Source organism: Kribbella sp. NPDC050470 (genome assembly GCF_044458365.1).
Taxonomy (GTDB): Bacteria; Actinomycetota; Actinomycetes; order Propionibacteriales; family Kribbellaceae; genus Kribbella.
On record NZ_JBITHV010000008.1, the window covers coordinates 324,586 to 340,284 of the forward strand.

At 68.5% G+C, this 15,699-nt stretch carries 21 protein-coding genes; 7 read left to right on the forward strand and 14 right to left on the reverse strand.

Features of this window, described 5'->3' with window-relative positions:
- Nucleotides 1-17: 17 nt before the first annotated feature.
- Entirely contained in the window at nucleotides 18-614 is a 597-nt protein-coding gene (locus ACIBGM_RS25705) for an HAD-IA family hydrolase (protein ID WP_360523457.1), read from the reverse strand.
- Between the two features lie 47 nt (nucleotides 615-661).
- A complete protein-coding gene (locus ACIBGM_RS25710; RefSeq protein ID WP_360523460.1) occupies nucleotides 662-1,945 on the reverse strand; it encodes an MFS transporter in 1,284 nt (427 codons plus the stop codon).
- A 139-nt stretch (nucleotides 1,946-2,084) separates the two neighbouring features.
- On the opposite strand from ACIBGM_RS25710, the gene ACIBGM_RS25715 reads away from it, so the two are divergent.
- On the forward strand, nucleotides 2,085-2,747 hold the full coding sequence (locus ACIBGM_RS25715) for an aminoglycoside phosphotransferase family protein (RefSeq protein ID WP_360523462.1): 663 nt from the start codon (nucleotides 2,085-2,087) through the stop codon (nucleotides 2,745-2,747).
- Here the strand turns inward: ACIBGM_RS25715 and ACIBGM_RS25720 are convergent.
- Nucleotides 2,744-3,340: a class I SAM-dependent methyltransferase gene (locus ACIBGM_RS25720; protein WP_360523465.1), complete on the reverse strand. Its 597-nt coding sequence runs from the start codon at nucleotides 3,338-3,340 to the stop codon at nucleotides 2,744-2,746. The two genes, ACIBGM_RS25715 and ACIBGM_RS25720, sit on opposite strands and share 4 nt — an antisense overlap.
- 160 nt (nucleotides 3,341-3,500) lie before the next feature.
- Here ACIBGM_RS25720 and ACIBGM_RS25725 point away from each other — a divergent pair, with 160 nt between their 5' ends.
- Entirely contained in the window at nucleotides 3,501-4,088 is a 588-nt protein-coding gene (locus tag ACIBGM_RS25725; protein WP_396386961.1) for a dihydrofolate reductase family protein, read from the forward strand.
- Here the strand turns inward: ACIBGM_RS25725 and ACIBGM_RS25730 are convergent.
- Nucleotides 4,054-4,674 (reverse strand): hypothetical protein, encoded by a 621-nt coding sequence (locus ACIBGM_RS25730; RefSeq protein WP_396386962.1) that lies wholly within the window; start codon nucleotides 4,672-4,674, stop codon nucleotides 4,054-4,056. The genes ACIBGM_RS25725 and ACIBGM_RS25730 overlap by 35 nt on opposite strands.
- Before the next feature lie 131 nt (nucleotides 4,675-4,805).
- On the opposite strand from ACIBGM_RS25730, the gene ACIBGM_RS25735 reads away from it, so the two are divergent.
- Nucleotides 4,806-5,336, forward strand: a complete 531-nt coding sequence (locus ACIBGM_RS25735) for a DUF6458 family protein (protein ID WP_360523473.1) — start codon at nucleotides 4,806-4,808, stop codon at nucleotides 5,334-5,336.
- Between the two features lie 30 nt (nucleotides 5,337-5,366).
- On the opposite strand, the gene ACIBGM_RS25740 is transcribed toward ACIBGM_RS25735, so the two are convergent.
- Entirely contained in the window at nucleotides 5,367-6,386 is a 1,020-nt protein-coding gene (locus tag ACIBGM_RS25740; RefSeq protein WP_360523476.1) for a GNAT family N-acetyltransferase, read from the reverse strand.
- A 111-nt stretch (nucleotides 6,387-6,497) separates the two neighbouring features.
- On the opposite strand from ACIBGM_RS25740, the gene ACIBGM_RS25745 reads away from it, so the two are divergent.
- Genes ACIBGM_RS25745 through ACIBGM_RS25755 form a run of 3 tightly spaced genes read left to right on the forward strand, consistent with a single transcriptional unit; the run spans nucleotide 6,498 to nucleotide 8,374 of the window.
- The gene (locus tag ACIBGM_RS25745) at nucleotides 6,498-7,139 is read left to right on the forward strand and encodes a DNA/RNA non-specific endonuclease (protein ID WP_360523479.1); all 642 of its coding nucleotides are present in this window, start codon (nucleotides 6,498-6,500) and stop codon (nucleotides 7,137-7,139) included.
- Nucleotides 7,140-7,148: 9 nt separating this feature from the next.
- Nucleotides 7,149-7,568, forward strand: coding sequence for an immunity protein YezG family protein (locus ACIBGM_RS25750; RefSeq protein WP_360523482.1), 420 nt, complete (start codon nucleotides 7,149-7,151; stop codon nucleotides 7,566-7,568).
- Entirely contained in the window at nucleotides 7,565-8,374 is an 810-nt protein-coding gene (locus ACIBGM_RS25755) for an aldo/keto reductase (protein ID WP_360523485.1), read from the forward strand. The genes ACIBGM_RS25750 and ACIBGM_RS25755 overlap by 4 nt, the downstream gene beginning before the upstream one ends.
- On the opposite strand, the gene ACIBGM_RS25760 is transcribed toward ACIBGM_RS25755, so the two are convergent.
- From ACIBGM_RS25760 to ACIBGM_RS25775, 4 genes are all read right to left on the reverse strand, one after another.
- A complete protein-coding gene (locus tag ACIBGM_RS25760) occupies nucleotides 8,358-9,578 on the reverse strand; it encodes an MFS transporter (protein WP_360523488.1) in 1,221 nt (406 codons plus the stop codon). The two genes, ACIBGM_RS25755 and ACIBGM_RS25760, sit on opposite strands and share 17 nt — an antisense overlap.
- Before the next feature lie 33 nt (nucleotides 9,579-9,611).
- Entirely contained in the window at nucleotides 9,612-10,307 is a 696-nt protein-coding gene (locus ACIBGM_RS25765) for a DUF4386 domain-containing protein (protein WP_360523491.1), read from the reverse strand.
- Nucleotides 10,304-10,543, reverse strand: coding sequence for a hypothetical protein (locus ACIBGM_RS25770; protein ID WP_360523494.1), 240 nt, complete (start codon nucleotides 10,541-10,543; stop codon nucleotides 10,304-10,306). The genes ACIBGM_RS25765 and ACIBGM_RS25770 overlap by 4 nt, the downstream gene beginning before the upstream one ends.
- Before the next feature lie 63 nt (nucleotides 10,544-10,606).
- Entirely contained in the window at nucleotides 10,607-13,228 is a 2,622-nt protein-coding gene (locus ACIBGM_RS25775; protein WP_360523497.1) for a LuxR C-terminal-related transcriptional regulator, read from the reverse strand.
- Between the two features lie 126 nt (nucleotides 13,229-13,354).
- On the opposite strand from ACIBGM_RS25775, the gene ACIBGM_RS25780 reads away from it, so the two are divergent.
- Nucleotides 13,355-13,744 (forward strand): universal stress protein, encoded by a 390-nt coding sequence (locus tag ACIBGM_RS25780; protein WP_360523500.1) that lies wholly within the window; start codon nucleotides 13,355-13,357, stop codon nucleotides 13,742-13,744.
- Nucleotides 13,745-13,859: 115 nt separating this feature from the next.
- Here the strand turns inward: ACIBGM_RS25780 and ppk2 are convergent, their stop codons facing one another.
- The 5 genes from ppk2 to ACIBGM_RS25805 are packed head-to-tail and all read right to left on the reverse strand — an operon-like array spanning nucleotide 13,860 to nucleotide 15,673.
- Nucleotides 13,860-14,663 carry a polyphosphate kinase 2 gene (ppk2, locus tag ACIBGM_RS25785; protein ID WP_360523502.1) on the reverse strand — a complete coding sequence of 268 codons (804 nt, stop codon included), beginning with the start codon at nucleotides 14,661-14,663 and terminating at the stop codon, nucleotides 13,860-13,862.
- A 51-nt stretch (nucleotides 14,664-14,714) separates the two neighbouring features.
- Complete coding sequence (locus ACIBGM_RS25790; protein ID WP_360523505.1) at nucleotides 14,715-14,843, reverse strand: hypothetical protein; 129 nt, start codon at nucleotides 14,841-14,843, stop codon at nucleotides 14,715-14,717.
- Entirely contained in the window at nucleotides 14,837-15,055 is a 219-nt protein-coding gene (locus ACIBGM_RS25795; protein ID WP_360523508.1) for a hypothetical protein, read from the reverse strand. The genes ACIBGM_RS25790 and ACIBGM_RS25795 overlap by 7 nt, the downstream gene beginning before the upstream one ends.
- Nucleotides 15,052-15,234: a hypothetical protein gene (locus ACIBGM_RS25800; RefSeq protein WP_360523511.1), complete on the reverse strand. Its 183-nt coding sequence runs from the start codon at nucleotides 15,232-15,234 to the stop codon at nucleotides 15,052-15,054. The genes ACIBGM_RS25795 and ACIBGM_RS25800 overlap by 4 nt, the downstream gene beginning before the upstream one ends.
- 16 nt (nucleotides 15,235-15,250) lie before the next feature.
- Nucleotides 15,251-15,673 (reverse strand): DUF1801 domain-containing protein, encoded by a 423-nt coding sequence (locus ACIBGM_RS25805; RefSeq protein ID WP_360523514.1) that lies wholly within the window; start codon nucleotides 15,671-15,673, stop codon nucleotides 15,251-15,253.
- Between the last annotated feature and the right edge of the window lie 26 nt (nucleotides 15,674-15,699).

Consider the following 15,699-nt stretch of genomic DNA (forward strand, 5'->3'; position numbering starts at 1 on the left):
GCTCGGCGTGGATGGCGTTACGTGGTGGTGATGCCGTGCGTTGCGAAGAGGGTGCGGAGGAGGTCGTGGCCCTGGGGTAGGGACCATTGCTCGGCGGGCATTCCGGTTGTGCGGGCAGCCGTGACGTTTCGGTCGGTGTCGTCGATGAAGAGGATTGATTCCGGGGCTGCGCCGATGCGGTGGGCGGCTTGGGTGAAGAAGGCTGGGTCGGGCTTCGCGACGCCGAGGTCGTAGGAGTAACAGCTCACGTCGAACAGGTCGTCGTACCCGAGGACTGTTCGCATGTGAGTGCCGCGGTACCGCTCCTGGTTCGTACCGAGGTGGACGCCGTACCCGTTGCTCCTGAGGGTTCGCACCAGGGCTATCGATTCTTCGACGACGACGATGTTCTTCCAGACGGCGGCGTACACCTCGGCTACCGGGACGACCACGCCGTAGCTTCGTAGGGTCGCCGCGAGGACCGGCAGGTAGTCGCCGCTGCCGGCGAGCATCGGGAGTTCGTCCTTCCACGTCTCGTGGAGGAACTCGCGGGCCCTGTCGCCGAGGTACGGCTCCATGGCCGCGTACCAGCCCCCGGGCAGATCCTGCAGGACACCGTCGGCGTCGAGCAGCACGTGACGAATCCTGGACTTGCCGACCGCCTGCTGGTACTCCGACACCGCTACACCCTCTCCAAATCCTCCATCGGTCGCCAGTCAGTTGAGTCTGCTGGGCTGCTCGTCGGCTTGGTCGGGTGGTCGAGGAGGCGCATGAAGGGCAGGGAGGCGAGGGCGAACGCGATGGCGCCCATGATCAGCGCGGAGACGATCAGGGCGTGGGGAGCGGAGACGGCGTGCATGAGGCGGCCGAAGCCGAGTGAGGCGAGGGCGCCGACCAGGGAGCCGTAGGCGGCTCCTAGGCTGCCCACCCGTCCCAGCAGGTTCTGCGGCGTGCGGCTGTAGAAGGCGGTGTACGGTACGGCGAACATCACGCTGAGCATCGATCCGGCCAGGAAGCTGACGCCGATCGCCGGGATCGATCCGGGCTGCAGGAAGTACAGGCCGAGCAGGGCCGAGGCGTACAGGCCGGTCGCGCCGACCAGCCACGTCCGTTGCGGCAGCTTCTGCGCCAGGGCGGCGAACGTGACGCCGCCGACCATACCGCCGATTGCGCCGGCGCCCAGGAAGATGCCGAGCGCCCGGGAGTCCTGCTGGGCGAAGATGAACCACGCCGGGAAGATCAGGGCCGAGATCGGCACGATGACGGCGCCCATCAGCGGCCCGACCAGCTGCATCTTGCCGAGGAAGGGTTCTTTGACGAGGAACTGCACCGCCTCGCGCAGGTCGCGGTACGTCTGACGCGGTGTCATCGGCTGCTCGTGGGAGATGACCTGCTTCCGCAGCCGGGACACGAGCACGATGCTCATGAGGAACAGGACGGTGGTGACCAGCAGCGTGTTCGCTTCGCCGAACGCCGCGATCAGCAGACCCGCAGTGATCGGACCCACGAATGTCGCCACTCCCTGGAGCGTCTGCGTCAGGCCCATCGCCCGGGTCATCGGCACGCCTTCCTCCTCGGCCGCTGCCGGGACCGTGCTGATCTTGCCGATGTGTCCCGGCCCGTCGAAGAACACCCCGAGCACCTGGGTGATCGCGACGAGCCAGAGCGAGAAGGCGTCGAGCCACAGCACCAGCGCCAGGCTGAGCGCGGTGATCAGGCTCAGGCTGTCGGCAAGGATGGAGACCCGGCGGCCGCCGATCCTGTCGGTCACCAGCCCGCCGGCCAAGGTCCCGGCCAGCGCGGCGATTCCCATGATGAACGCGATGGTGCCGGCGCTCGCGGCACTGCCCGTGCGGGTCAGGACGAGCCACGGTACGACGAGCGCGATCACCTGGTTGGCATAGGTGGACGTGGACTGCGCCGACAACACGGTCAGCAGCTGCCTGGCCCGGAAGAGCCTCTTCATCTCTGACTGTTTCATGTCGACAGTTCCGTTCGGGGTCGGTGGACTGCCCTCGGGTGGGCGGTCGCTCACCCCTTCCACGAACACGGCCGCAGTGATCCGACAACCTGGCCCAAGAAGATGTGGGGTAGCGTCGGCGGCAGTGAGGTGGTTGGACGACGGTTCGCCCGCCGCGGTCGCCGAGGCGCTGAGGGAGGTCGCGCCCGCGCTCGGCGACTACCGGATCGCGGTTCGCGAGTCAGCCGGCGAGAGCGATCCCCTGTGGTGGGCGGGCAGCGCGATCGTCGGGGACCGGTTCGTCGCGAAGTTCGCGTGGTCTCGTCCGGCCGCGCTGCGGGTGGCGCACGAGATCGCCGTACTGGCGGCGTTGGCGCGCGGGCCGGCCGTTCCGGTCCTGCCGGAAGTGGTTGCGAGCAGCACCGATCCGCTGCTCTTGGTGACCCGGCCGGTGCCGGGTGAGGCGTTGTTCGATGTTGTGGACTCGCTCGACCGGGACGACGTGGGTCGGCAACTCGCCCGCTTCCTGGGGGAGTTGCACCACCCGGCGACCCGGAAGCGCGTCGAACCCGCGATCGGCGAGGTTCCGCCTGCGGCGTTGCAACCGGCCACGACCGACGTACTGCGCGAGCAGTTCGTGAGATGGACTCGGCCGGATCAGCGTCCTGCGGTCCTACGGTGGTGCGACTGGGCGGACGACGTACTGGCGACGCCGGGTCCGAGTGTGTTGGTGCACGCTGACCACCGGACAGCGCCGGACTGGGTCGACGATCTGGCCGAACGATTCGACGTACTGGGAATCGACTAGTTGCGTCGCGCGATGAGCGTGGCCTGCTGGCGCTTCTCGCCCATGCGGCTGTCCGTCGCCTCGACCTGGAAGCCTGCTTCGACGAGTCGCTGGGACATGGCCTCGATCGACCAGTAGTAGGCGGTCGTCACCGCATGGTCGAACGGCTCGACCCGCGGGCCTTCGAACATGCCGAGGACCAGACCGCCGCCTTCGCGCAGGCACCGTGCGAACTCGGCGAGAATGCGCGGCACGTCGTCCGGAGCGGTGTGGATGATCGAGTACCACGACAGGATCCCGGCCACTGAACGATCGGGTACGCCGAGGTCGTCGAGCTCACCGATCCGGTACGAGACGCCGGGGAACCGCGATCGGGCGATCGCCACGAACTCAGGCACGAGATCCACACCCTCGATGTCACAGCCCTGGCCGCGCAGAAAGTTGGTCCACTGACCAGGCCCGCAGCCCGCGTCGATGATGCGGCCGGTGAGCTCGCCGGCCCACTGAGACACCAGCTTGCGGTCCCGTTCGTCGATCGCCTCTGTCGAGGCGAACAGGTCGGCGTACTCATCCGCCCGTCGTCCGTACGCGTCCCGGACCTCGTCCACAGCCACAAGCAACCCCTCGCAGTTTCGATCGTCGCCGCCCGTCGGCACGACATACTCTCACCGCGGGCAGCCTTGCTGCCGACGAGATCCGGGCGGGGTTGTCGGATCGGGGCTGAGGCGTTCGTAGCAGGGGTGACAGGTCGCCGTACCGGACTCGAGGAGCATCATGACTGCGAGCTACACCTTCGACATCTTCTGCACCCTCGACGGCTTCGGGTCGTACGACGGCGGCGACTGGGGCGGCTACTGGGGTAAGGCGGGCCCCGAGTTCCTCGAACGGCGGCTCGCGATGTACGGCGAGGAGCAGCGGATGGTGCTCGGGGCCAACACGTACCGGCAGTTCGTGGCGGCGCTCGGCCCGAGTGTGGAGGAGGCCAAGGTCGACGACCCGGTGAACACCCGGATGATGACCATGCCGACCACCGTGGTGTCGAGCACTCTGCAAGGCCCGCTCGAGTGGGCGAACGCGACCCTCGCGAACGGCGACGCCGCCGAGGTCGTCGCCCGGCTCAAGGCGGAGTCCGACGTGCCGCTGCGCTCTCACGGCAGCCTGTCCCTGAACCGCGCCCTGATGGCCGCCGGCCTCGTCGACCGCATCCAGGTGACGATCTTCCCCGTGATCACCGGTCGAACCGGCGTAGACCCGGTCTTCCAGAACGCCGCCGACTTCGACCTCGAGCTGATCGAGAGCCGCGTACTCGACACCAACACCCAGGAACTCATCTACCGCCCAACCCTCCACACCCAAGGGTGAGTACGGCGACTTCAGCGCCGTAGCCAACGAGGGTGCCGTGGGGGAAGTACTCGAAGAGTGCGGTGCTCGCAATGAAGACCACGGTGGTCGACCCGAGCAGGGTCGCCCACCAACCGGGGAGGCGGTGCGGCCGGTAGGCGAGGACGCCTGTCGGGATCGAGCAGAGGCAGATTGCCAGCAACAGCGGGATCTCGGCTCCCCAGAGGTATTGCCAGGGCGCCTCTAGGTGAGGGCTGACGTAGCTGATGACCGTCACTGGGGCGCCGAGCATCGTCAGCACCGCGAATGTGACTGTCCAGCGTCCTGCGATCCTTGCGGCGGGGAGGAGCGCCGTACCGATGAGCAAGAATGACGGAGCCACGAGCGTGCCGAACAGGGTGTAGTCGTCGGAGATCGACAGGGCGGCCGCTAGGTGGCGGATCGCGTCGTACGGCGTGGTGTCTGCGAGCCGCTGTGCCCAGATGGGCGCGGCGATGCCGTCCCAGGCGACCAGTTGCGGCGGGAGCAGGAACGCCGCCCAGATCGAGCCGATGACTGCCATCCCGACGTACCACTGTCGCCGGGGTCCAGACTCGACTGGCTTCACCACCCCAGAATCGCGGATCGCGCCGGTGCCGTGGAGGGGACGGATCGCGCCGGTGTCGTGGAGGGGTACGGCGACTCGGGGTGTGGGAGTGGGGTACTGGGGGGAGACGGCAGGCTAGGGATGGAGGCGTGATGAGTATCGGGGCCGGGATCTTCTTGATGACGGCGGGCGCGATCCTTGCGTTTGGCATTCGTGACGACAGTGGGACGGTGGATCTGAACGTCGTCGGCGTGGTCATCATGCTCGCCGGGGCCGCCGGGATCTGGCTCTCGTACTACATCACCAACCGGCGCGCCCGGGTCGAGACCAACGCGATCGACCCGGTCGTGGAGGAGGAGTACCGCACGGTCCAGAACACCATGACCGAACAACACCCCACCCCCAGCACCCGCGAAACCCCACCCCACGCCGCCCGCCCCACCGCCCCACCCACCGACCGCCGCCTCGACCGCACCTCGCGCACCGAGCGGCGAATTGACCTGGATCCGGCGGCGAGTGATCTTCACACGCCTACGCCGTACCGCAGTGCGCCGCCGGCTGCGGCCGCCCCGGAGCCGCTCGGAGTGTCTGAGACTGATCACTCTCGCAGTGAGTCCTTGCGTAAGCAGCTTCGTGGGCGCCTCAAAGTGCCGCATCTTCCCGGTCGGCACGGCAACCGTTGACACGACGCCGGGCGTGAGCAGCGGGGGAGCTCAGGCGGGCGGGACCGGGAGTTGGAAGACTGACCAGGTGTCGGCTGGGTGGAAGCCGAGGAGGGTGTTGACTGCTCGCATGTGGGTGTTGTTTTCGGAGTTGTAGGCGTCGATTACGCGTAGGGCTGGTTCGTGGGTTTGGGTGTAGGCGTGGTTGGCCGACTTTATGAGTAGGCCGAGGCGGTGGCCTCGGTGGGCTGGTTCGACAATGGTGGTCCGCTGGCGGGCGTGTGTGTCGTCGTCCGACTCGAACGACAGCTTGGTGCGGGCGACGATCTGACCGGTCGCGTCGTGTCGCGCTGCGGTGGAGTAGGAGCGGTAGCCGCGGCCCAGTTCGGAAGCCTCCTGGCGCCGTACCCGGGCGGTGTCGTACTTCTGCTGCTCGACCGCCAGGTCGCCGGAGGGAGCGTCAAGCATCAGCCGGCTCTGCAGCGCGGCGATGTCCTCGACGATCTCGTCGGCTACCGCGTCGCGCCACTGCACCAGCGAGTACCCGTCCGCGTGCGTCCATGCTTCAGCGAGCATCGCCTCGTCGCCCTCCGAACGATCGGAGAGCCGGCACCGCGACCTGATGCTGGCTCCGCCCGGCCGGTGAGCGCGGCGGGTGAGATACCGGTAGCCGGCCTCGTCGCGGGCGACACCGCCGGCCAACTCCCGAACCGTCTGGATCTCGATCAGCCGCCGGTCATGCCGTCGGGCGACCGCGTAGACCGCGTCCAACAGCCGGGTCCCGATGCCGCGACACCGGTGCTGCGGGTGGACGATCAAATCCAGATAGACCATCCCCAGGTTCTCCGTCTGAGGCAGTTGGTACGACGCGGCCCCGACCACCCGATCGCCGTCCCGGGCCAGCAACGCCGCTTCGGTGACTCCCGGCGACGGGTGCTCGAACCGCGCCGAGTGTTCCAATCGGCTCGGCATCGGGAAGTCAGGCAGGTCGTAGCGGGTGACCACGACTCTCAGGTCGTACCACAGGTCCATCGCCACCGAGTCGGCCGGCGAGAGCTCGCTGATGGTCATCCCCGCATCTTTCCGGCGGGCACAACCGGCCTGCAATCGAATTGCCCGACCACCGACCAAGGTCGGACAGCACGGTGGCGTGGGGGAGTTGCGGGCCTTAGGGTTGCGGGCGTGGCCGATCGGGACCGTGTCGAGTTGCCCGCTGATGAGTCGGATGTGCGCGCGGTCGGGTATGGGCCAGGAGATGTCGTCCAGGTGCCGGAGCGGTATGCCGGCCTTGTCGTGCACAAAGAGCAGTCGGGCCGCGTGGACCGGTGGAACGATCGGCTGATGGCGCCGGAGCCCTCGGCGGTGTACGTCGTCGACGACAGATACCTCTACGCCACCGACAAAGCAGGTCGCGTCACGCACGCAGAGGGATGGCTCGGCTGGTTGCCCTCGAAGGAGAACGACGAGCGGCGGAACCTGAGCGCGCAACGTGCGGCCGGTGAGCCCGACCGCCAGCGAAACGACGACGGTGGGCACCTGTTCGGTACGGCGTTCGACGGCCCCGGGGAGGCGGTCAACCTCACCGCGCAGTCGCGGAACCAGAACCAGGCGGTGAAGGCCAGCGACAACTGGCGGCGGATGGAGGAGAGCTGGCAGGCGCTGCGCGCGGCGGGCATCCAGGTGCATGCCAGTATCGACGTGCGCTACCCGGACGGGACCACGCGCCGGCCGTCGTCCCGGGCGGTGGTCGACCGCCATGACGGACGAAGATCGCCGCGGCGTATCTTCAAGGAGACCAAGCCCCAGGCGAACCGGGACCGTTGAGGATCGTTGATGACCGAGATGACCAACGAGATGGGCACGATCGAGGCGATCGCGCGGGCCCTGACGTCGGAGTTGCCCGCCGGGTGGCGTGAGGTGCGGGCGACCTACCGCGCGACGGCGCCGTACGCGGAGCTCGACGCGGATGTCGTCGACGCAGAAGGAAATGCCGAGCAGGTGGATCCGCTGGCCGAGGGGCTGGAGGGACACTTCGAGACCCTGCGGCTGCAGATGTACCAGCAGGGCAAGGGAACGTGGCTGACAGCAACCATCTCGATCACCGCGGACGGGCACTTCACGACCGACTTCGACTACGAGAGCGAGCCCGCGTGGTCGATGCCGGTCGACGCCGAGATCTACGCGTCCGACCTGGCCGAGTTCCCGCGCGAGGACCAGTACATCCCCGACTGGCTCCGCGAGAAGACCCAGTGACGGAGCTCGCCGGCCGGGTTGCACTCGGCGTCGCCGGACTCTCGTTCGCCCCTCGGGACCGATCGGGTGACCTGGCGACGCTCCGGGCCGGCATCGCCGCGGGCGCGACGATCCTGGACACCGCGCGGGCGTACGCCCACGTCGATCAGCCCTTGTACGGCGAGGAGCTGGCCGCGGAAGCCGCCCACGGTACGGGCGTCATCGTCGGCACGAAAGGTGGTCACTCCCGAACGGGTGAGACCACCTGGGACGCGGACATCAGCGCACCCCGGATCCGTGAGGACGTGGAGACCAGCCTGCGCGTCTTCGGTGGTGAGCGCCTGGACCTCTACTACCTGCACCGGGTGGACCTCGCCGAACAGCCCGTGGAGGAAGGCATCGCGGCGCTCGCGACCCTGCGCGACGAGGGGAAGCTGGCGCGGATCGGTCTGTCCAACGTCAGCGTCGCCGAGCTCGAACGGGCCACGGCGGTCGCGCGCGTGGACGCCGTACAGAACCAGCACAGCGCGATGGGGCGTGAGTCGGCCGACGTGCTCGCGTGGTGCGAAGCCAACCAGGTGACGTTCTTCGCATACTCGCCGCTGCGATCTGCGAGCGGTCCCAACCTCGCGGCCAAGGCAGAGGAGCGCGGCGTCTCGGTCCAACGCCTGCAACTCCGCGCCCTGCTGGCTTCGTCGCCGGTGCTCTCGGTGATCTCCGGTGCGACCCGCCCGGAGACCGTCCTCGACTCCCTCGCCGCCGAGACCGACCCGTGGGACGACGACCTCCAAGCTGCGTATACGTCCGACCTCAGCGGACACGCTTGACCGGGAGGATCGCCGCGGCCCCGGTGAGGGCCGACACGCCTGCAACGGTGTAGAGCACGGCGTAGCTGCCGCCTCCGACCGCCAGGATCGCCGGCGCGATGGCGGGCGCGACGAAGAAGGGCAGCGCCCCGGCGATGTTGAACACCCCGAGGTCCTTCGCGGCGGATGCCCGATCGGGAAGTACGTCGGCCACGAGTGCCAGGTCGACGGCGACGTACAGGCCGAAGCCGAGACCGCTGAGGCCCATACCGAGCAGATAGCCGTTGAAGTCGTCGGCGACTGCGATCACGAACAGCGCGACGCCGTACAGGATCGACGCGATGACGACGAGGATCTTCCGCCGGCCTGTGCGATCGGAGAGCTCGCCTCCGAGCAGGGACGCGGTGATGAGGGCGGCGGACTGGGCGAGGGTGCCGAGGAAGACCTGGTGCGGTACATCGGCCTCCGGGCTGCCGAGTTGGTCGAGCAGGTAGTAGGCCTGGTAGGTGGTGAGGAAGGCATAGGCCAGCAGCAGCATGAATCGGCTGGCGAACGCCCAAGCGAAGTCCGGGCTTCTGCGCGGGTCGACGTAGAACGTGCCGGCCAGCTCGCGCCAGGACCACGCCGGCTTGTGCGCCTGATCGAGCCGGCGATCCTTCAGCGTGATCACGAACAGCACGACGAAGAACCCGCCGATCGCGCAGGGCACCAGGAACATCGCGAGCCGGTTGCCGGTGAACAGCTGGACGAGGTAGGTGGCGCCCACCGACGCAACCGGCAGACCGATCCCGAGGACACCGGCGACCATCCCGCGTTGAGCGACGGGGACCTGGTCCGGCAGCACCGCGACCTGGGCGGCGAGCAGTGCGTTCAGAAACAGCTGCGCGAGGCACCATCCGATGAGGACGACCAGGACACTGGGTGCCAGGGCGACGATCAGGATGCCCAGACAGCCGCCGGCGAGGCCGGTGACCATCCAGGGCCGGCGCATGCCGTACGGCGACGCCGTACGGTCACTGAGTTTGCCGAAGAACGGGTTGCCGACCATCGCCACGACCGAGCCGACGCCGGCGACGAGAGCCAGGCTGTTCGGAGCCTGCTCGATCCCGACCAGCGAGTTGACCTTCAGGGCCAAGGAGACGAGCAGGGGAGCCAGGAAGACGAGCGAGGTGCCCATGGACGCCAGCGCGTAGAGAGTGATGAAGCGCGGGCTGACCCGGTCCATCTGGCTCTCCTCACGCTGGCGACCCGGGTTGCCTCACGATAGCTGGCGCCGGAATCCCTTGAAGGTCATCCAGATGCCCAGTGAGAGCTCCCAGCCGGCGACGGGGAGAGTTGCCAGCATCGTCACGCCGGAGGTCTGCTCGTTGTGGCCGAACAGGGTCGCGACGTTCGCGGCGATCAGCAGTGGGGCTCCGATGAGTCCGAGGGTGGGGATGATCCGCGGGACCAGCCGCGACTTGTACATCAAGGTGCCGAGCAGTACGGCGTTGATGCTGGCCATGAACCCAGGTCCGAACAGGAACGTCCAGTCACGGACCGCGACGAGCGCCTGGGTGCTGCCGGTCACGCCGGTGACCTCCTGGTTGAGCGTGACGACGGTGAGCAGGCTGACCACGCCGGTCATGATGATCGAGGCCTCGACGAGCCTCGAGGTGACCAGCCCGAGGGCGAACGCCTGGTTCACGCGCTTGAGGACCGGGTACAGCGCCACCGCGCTGCCGATACCCGCGAGGGCGGTGACGAAGTCCAGCAGCCCGGCCGTCAGGAGCCGGTTGTCGTGGCCGGCGGCGACCGTCAGGTCCGGGTTCACGGCCGCCTGGATCAGGGCGAAGGCAGGCAGGGACGCCGCGAAGGTGATCAGGTAGAAGATGCCTGCGACGCGGGCGTGGTTGCGCGTCGGGTCGCCGGCACTGCGGGTCGCGGTCGTGGGTCGTGCTGTGGTGGTGGTCATGACTTGTCTCCAGTGTTCGGGTCGACCTGGGCGATCGAGATGAGTGGCAGACCGAGGTCGTGAAGTCGTTGCAGCACGCCGTACAGGGCGGCCTGGTCCACGACCGGACCTCGGAGGGTGGTGGAGCCGTCGGCTCCGGCGGTGAGCGTGAGCCCGTCGAACCAGTCCGACCAGCGCGGGTCGAGACGCCCGCCAAGGCGGATCTCGTACCAGTTGCTGCCGGCCTTGCTGCTCATGGCTGCAAGCTAGGAGCCGTTGTGGTGAGACGGCCTCACATCATGTGGTGAACTCGGTGATGATCAGCCGGCCTGGCTGCGGGACAGCAGGTTCAGCTGGTGCGCCCGGCGGACTGCCGCGCGGCGGTTGTTGACGCCGAGCTTGGCGTAGATGTTCTTGGTGTGCGTTCGCACCGTGTTGAGCGACACGACGAGCTGGCGGGCGATGGCGGGGCCGTCCAGCTCGCTGGCCAGCAGCCGCAGCACATCCAGCTCGCGCTCGGTCAGCGGCTCGATGAGGTCATCCTGGGCAGGTCTGCCCGCCGGCACGCGGGAAGTCGCCAGGAGTTCGCGCAAGTAGGCCCAACCTGGTCGACGTCGGTCGAGCGACTTGAGCAGCGGCTGGACTTCGCGGGTGAAGACTCGGACATAGCCTTCAGGTTCTGCGAGCGTCAGCGCGCGCTCCAGCGTCGAGTCGTCGCCGGTCGCGAGGGCCAGCAGCACCAGCACCTCGATGACGGTGCCTTGCCTGCCGCCGGCCTCCGCCGCGGCCAGGAGGCGCTCCAGCAAACCGGCGGCGTCGTTCGACCCCTCGGCGAGAAGGACGCGGGCAAGAGTCACATGCTCGTACTCGCGCAGGTATGACAGCTCGTCCTGCGCGCTCACGCCGTACTGCCGCGCCCACGCCAGCGCCGAACCCACGTCCTCGTGCACTGCCTGCATTCGCGCGCGCAGGGCCGGGATCGGTCGCACGTTGGGTGCGAAGTCGCCCACGTACACGCGTTCCGCCTCGGCGAGCAGCCCGAGTGCCGCGTCGAGGTCGCCCTCAGCCTCCCGGAGCAGCGCCATCGCCACCCGCCAGCGGTAAGGGTTCTGCGGCAACCCGAACTGCTCTCCGAGTTCGTCACTACGCCTCAAATACTCGGTGGCTCCGGCCAGATCGTTGCGCTCCAACGCGAGCTGGCTCAGACCGACGTACATGTCCCCGGTGCCCCGCAGGCCTTGGCCCGCCGCGAGTTCGAGGGCGCGCTCGTAGGTGCGTTGTGCTTGGCGCAGCCGGCCCTGTGTGGTTTCGAGATCGGCAAGCGTGATGGAACACCCCAGTACGTCGGAGACGTAGCCGAGCCGGTGCAGTCCGTTGGTGGCATCGGTGTAGCTGCGGTGGGCGGACTCGAGGTCGCCCGTCGTCCACGCGGCGAGCCCAGCCAACGCCTCGGCCGACGCTCGGGTCAGGTCGTCCTCCTCGGGAGCCCGGGCGACCGCCAGTCTCGCGTGTTCCAGCGTGCCTGCCGGGTTGCTCCCGATGAGAGCCAGGCCGGCCCGGTACAGCTCGATGCCACCAGGCAGCCTGGCCAGCTCGCGATCATCCACGACCACGACGTGCTCCGAACCGCTCAGCAGCCGTTCGACATTGCCCAACCGGCGCTGGACGTCGTCGAACTCGTTGCCGGCCATCAGCGCGCCGATGAACTCCATCGCGAGCACCGGCCGACGGTCGACCACGTCGTCCGGCAGCTCATCGATCCACCGCCGCAAGGTGTGCTCCTGCCGATTCCTGCGCAACTCCGGCACAGCCCGCTCGACCAGATCGGCTGCCCGCCCGACGTCCCCGGCCGCAAGTGCATGCCGTACGGCGGGAATCGGTTCGCCGGCGTCGTCGTACCAGGAACTGGCGCGTCGGTGTAGCTCCGCCACGTTGACGCTCTCGGCGACCAGATGGGAGCGGAGGACCTCCCCGAAGAGGTGGTGATACCGGTACCAGCGTCGTTGGTCGTCGAGCGGGACCAGGAACAGGTTGGCGCGGTCGAGCCGCTCCAGCATTGCCTTGCCGTCGTGGTCGCCGGTCACGCGGTCGCACAGCGCGCCGGTGAGCCGGTCCAGGACGGATGTCTGCAGCAAGAAGCGCCGTACCGGGTCGGGCTGCCGGTCCAGGACTTCTTCCACGAGGTAGTCGACGACGAATCGGTCGTCGCCGGCGAACCCGGCGATGAACCTGGTCGGGTCGCTGCGACCACGAAGGGACAGGGCGGCGAGCTGGAGGGCTGCGACCCACCCCTCGGTGCGTTCCTCCAGCGACGTGAGGTCCTCGGTAGTGAGCTGAAGGCCGCTCAGCTCGTTGAGGTAGCTCTCTGTCTCGGCGAGGGTGAAGCGAAGGTCGGCAGCCCGGAGCTCGACAAGCTCGCCGCGGGCGCGCAGGCGGGCCAGTGGCAGGCCGGGGTCCGCACGAGTGCTGATGATCAGCCGCGCCTGTGGAGGCAGGTGGTCGATCAAGAAGGTCATTCCGGGCTGGATGCCCGGGCCGTCGACGAGGTGGTAGTCGTCGAGGACCAGCGTGACTTCGTCCGGCAGCACGCTCAGCTCGTTGAGGAGGACGGTCAGGACATTCTCGATCGGTGTCTGCCCTGCCTGCAGCAGTGCAAGGGCGCCGGTTCCGACGCCCGGAACGACCCGGTCCAGCGCGGTGGCGACGTACGTCCAGAACGTCGAAGCCTCGCGATCTCCCGCGTCGAGGGCGACCCACGCAACCGCGCTCGCGGAGCGTTCCAGCCACTGTCCCAGCAGAGTGGTCTTGCCGAACCCGGCCGGCGCCGAGACCAGGACCAGGCGGCCGCTCCGAGACAGTTGATCGTCGAGGCGTGGCCGCATGACGACTTCGGCCCGTGGTGCAGGGCGGAACAGCTTGGTCTCGACGAGAGCGTCCGTCACGGCAGCCCCTGGTTGTCGACGCTATGTGCACGAGCGTAGGACACGGATTCCCCCAGCCGGAGGACCTTTGGCCCTTGTTCTGGTTCGCGCCGGAGCGGTGGAATAGAGGTGGTGAGGAGGCGCGGGATGATCGTTGTGGGGGTCGACGGCTCGTCCGGTGGGCGGCGGGCGTTGCGGTTCGCGGTCGGGGAGGCCCAGCGTCGGCATGCGCCGATGCGGGTCGTACATGTCGTGCTGTCCGAGTCCGAGGTGGACCAGGCCAGGAAGAACATTCGCGCCGAGGTCGACAGCGCGGGTGGCATGCCGCTGCCGCCGACGGAGGTCGAGATCAGCGTCGGCGATCCGGTGCAGGTGCTGATCGAGGCGTCCGCACGCGCTGAGCTGCTGGTGGTCGGCAGTCACGCCACGACGTCACTCATCCACTCGGCGCTCGGCAGCGTCAGTACGGCGTGTGCCCAGCTGGCCCGCTGTCCGGTGGTGGTCGTCCCGGTGGGCGCCGAGCCAAGAACACGCTGACCTTCAGCGGACAGATCGACAGGCTCCGCCGAGGGCGCAACCGGTGGGGCCGAGGGCCCATTCCCCCCAGGGCCCGGCTCCCACCCGGTGGTCCCCGCCGCCGGGTGGGACGCTCTTACTTGGCCAGGCTCGACGCGTGGTCGGGGACCTGGGTCTGCATCTCGCGCGGCGTGCGTTCGTAGCCGCCGGACGGTGGCCGGGCGGGGAGCTCCAGGGGCGGGCGCTGCACGTCGCGGTACGGGACGGTCGACAGCAGGTGGGCGATCATGTTGATCCGCGCCGCGCGTTTGTCCTCGCTCTCGACGACGTACCAGGGCGCCTCCGGGATGTCGGTGTGCACGAACATCTCGTCCTTGGCGCGGGAGTACGCCTCCCACCGGGTGATCGACTCCAGGTCCATCGGCGACAGCTTCCAGCGCCGCATCGGGTCCTCGAGCCGGCTGCGGAAGCGGTTCTCCTGCTCGGTGTCGCTGACCGAGAACCAGTACTTGCGCAGCAGCACGCCGTCCTCGAGCAGCAGCCGCTCGAAGATCGGGCTCTGGTGCAGGAACCGGGCGTACTCCTGGTTGGTGCAGAAGCCCATCACCCGCTCGACCCCGGCCCGGTTGTACCAGCTGCGGTCGAACAGGGCGATCTCGCCGGCCGCCGGCAGGTGTTCGACGTACCGCTGGAAGTACCACTGGGTGCGCTCGCGCTCTGTCGGCGCGGGGAGCGCGACGATCCGGGCGACGCGGGGGTTCAGGTACTGCGTCACCCGCTTGATCGTGCTGCCCTTGCCGGCCGCGTCCCGGCCCTCGAAGACGACCACGACCCGTGCGCCCTCGGTGCGGACCCACTCCTGCAGCTTGACCAGCTCCGCCTGCAACCGCAGCAGCTCCCGCTCGTACACCTTCTTCGGCAACCGCCCGTTCTTCGCCATCTGACCGCCCCTCCCGTGCTCTCGCCCCTATGAAGAGACAGTACGAGATGGTCAGCAACCCACGCGGAGGATGAGCTGCGGCCAGCCGGTCCGGCGTACGACGTCGCGCAGCCGGGCGCGGTCGGCAGCGTCGGGGTTGAGGAACGACGCGGTCAGCTCGTACGACGTTGCCGTCAGCATACGCGCTGGAGCGCGAGGCCGGACCGGGTCCAGGCTCGTTGGTTCTCCTCGCGGGTGGTGAGGATCGCGACCGCCGGCGCCTGCTCGAACGCGACGAGGTCGGGCAGCGAGCCACGGTGGTGCTTGTTGACCCAGTACAGGTCGGCGTGTTCCGCCCGGGCCGCCTTGCCGAGCCGGTCCAGGACGAGAGGTGACACCGGTTCGTCGATCACGCGCCGCGAGGCGGGTGGCTGCGGGTCAGGTCGCCGTACAGGGAGCTCAGAGCGTGCACCGGGACGCGGCGGTCGGCGAGGAAGATCCGGGCGATCACCTCGGGTACGGCGGGATCGGGATCCAGCGCGATCGTCGTCTCATGACCCAGCATGGCCGCGGCCACCGGGCCCTTCGGCACATTCCGAGGTGTCGAGTCAGGAGTCGCCGGATTCGCGGGCGCGCTGGGTGTAGGTGCCGGAGGTCAGGGACTCGTAGGAGTTGCGGACGATGGTCTCGAGGACGTCGAGGTCGATGTCGGTGAGGTCCTTGAGGTAGAGGCAGCCGACGCCGGTGGTGTGCGGGCCGAGCTTGGCGAGCAGGTCGGCGTGGGCGGCGACTCCGTCGTTCAGGTAGACGGTGGTGGCGGCGGCGCGGGGTGCGAAGCCGGCGGCGGGGGCGTCGCCCTGGCGGCCGCTGGCGTAGTGGTAGTGGTACTGGCCGTACCCGATCACGGTCGCCCACATCCGCGGCTCCTCGCCGGTGACGCGGCCCATCAGCCCGAGCATCGTCTCGGCATCCCGGCGGCGCTTCGCGGAGCGCACTTTCTCGAGGTGTTCGGCAACGTCCGAGTTCGCCATGACAGCATCCTCGCACGCTTGGTCCG

What these genes read in the sequence shown, in the direction of transcription:
- ACIBGM_RS25750 (WP_360523482.1), top strand. Translation starts at nt 7,149, where the DNA reads ATGACCGAGATGACCAACGAGATGGGCACGATCGAGGCGATCGCGCGG.
- ACIBGM_RS25735 (WP_360523473.1), top strand. Translation starts at nt 4,806, where the DNA reads ATGAGTATCGGGGCCGGGATCTTCTTGATGACGGCGGGCGCGATCCTT.
- ACIBGM_RS25725 (WP_396386961.1), top strand. Translation starts at nt 3,501, where the DNA reads ATGACTGCGAGCTACACCTTCGACATCTTCTGCACCCTCGACGGCTTC.
- ppk2 (WP_360523502.1), bottom strand. Translation starts at nt 14,663, where the DNA reads ATGGCGAAGAACGGGCGGTTGCCGAAGAAGGTGTACGAGCGGGAGCTG.
- ACIBGM_RS25780 (WP_360523500.1), top strand. Translation starts at nt 13,355, where the DNA reads ATGATCGTTGTGGGGGTCGACGGCTCGTCCGGTGGGCGGCGGGCGTTG.
- ACIBGM_RS25760 (WP_360523488.1), bottom strand. Translation starts at nt 9,578, where the DNA reads ATGGACCGGGTCAGCCCGCGCTTCATCACTCTCTACGCGCTGGCGTCC.
- ACIBGM_RS25765 (WP_360523491.1), bottom strand. Translation starts at nt 10,307, where the DNA reads ATGACCACCACCACAGCACGACCCACGACCGCGACCCGCAGTGCCGGC.
- ACIBGM_RS25805 (WP_360523514.1), bottom strand. Translation starts at nt 15,673, where the DNA reads ATGGCGAACTCGGACGTTGCCGAACACCTCGAGAAAGTGCGCTCCGCG.
- ACIBGM_RS25710 (WP_360523460.1), bottom strand. Translation starts at nt 1,945, where the DNA reads ATGAAGAGGCTCTTCCGGGCCAGGCAGCTGCTGACCGTGTTGTCGGCG.
- ACIBGM_RS25770 (WP_360523494.1), bottom strand. Translation starts at nt 10,543, where the DNA reads ATGAGCAGCAAGGCCGGCAGCAACTGGTACGAGATCCGCCTTGGCGGG.
- ACIBGM_RS25790 (WP_360523505.1), bottom strand. Translation starts at nt 14,843, where the DNA reads ATGCTGACGGCAACGTCGTACGAGCTGACCGCGTCGTTCCTCAACCCC.
- ACIBGM_RS25740 (WP_360523476.1), bottom strand. Translation starts at nt 6,386, where the DNA reads ATGACCATCAGCGAGCTCTCGCCGGCCGACTCGGTGGCGATGGACCTG.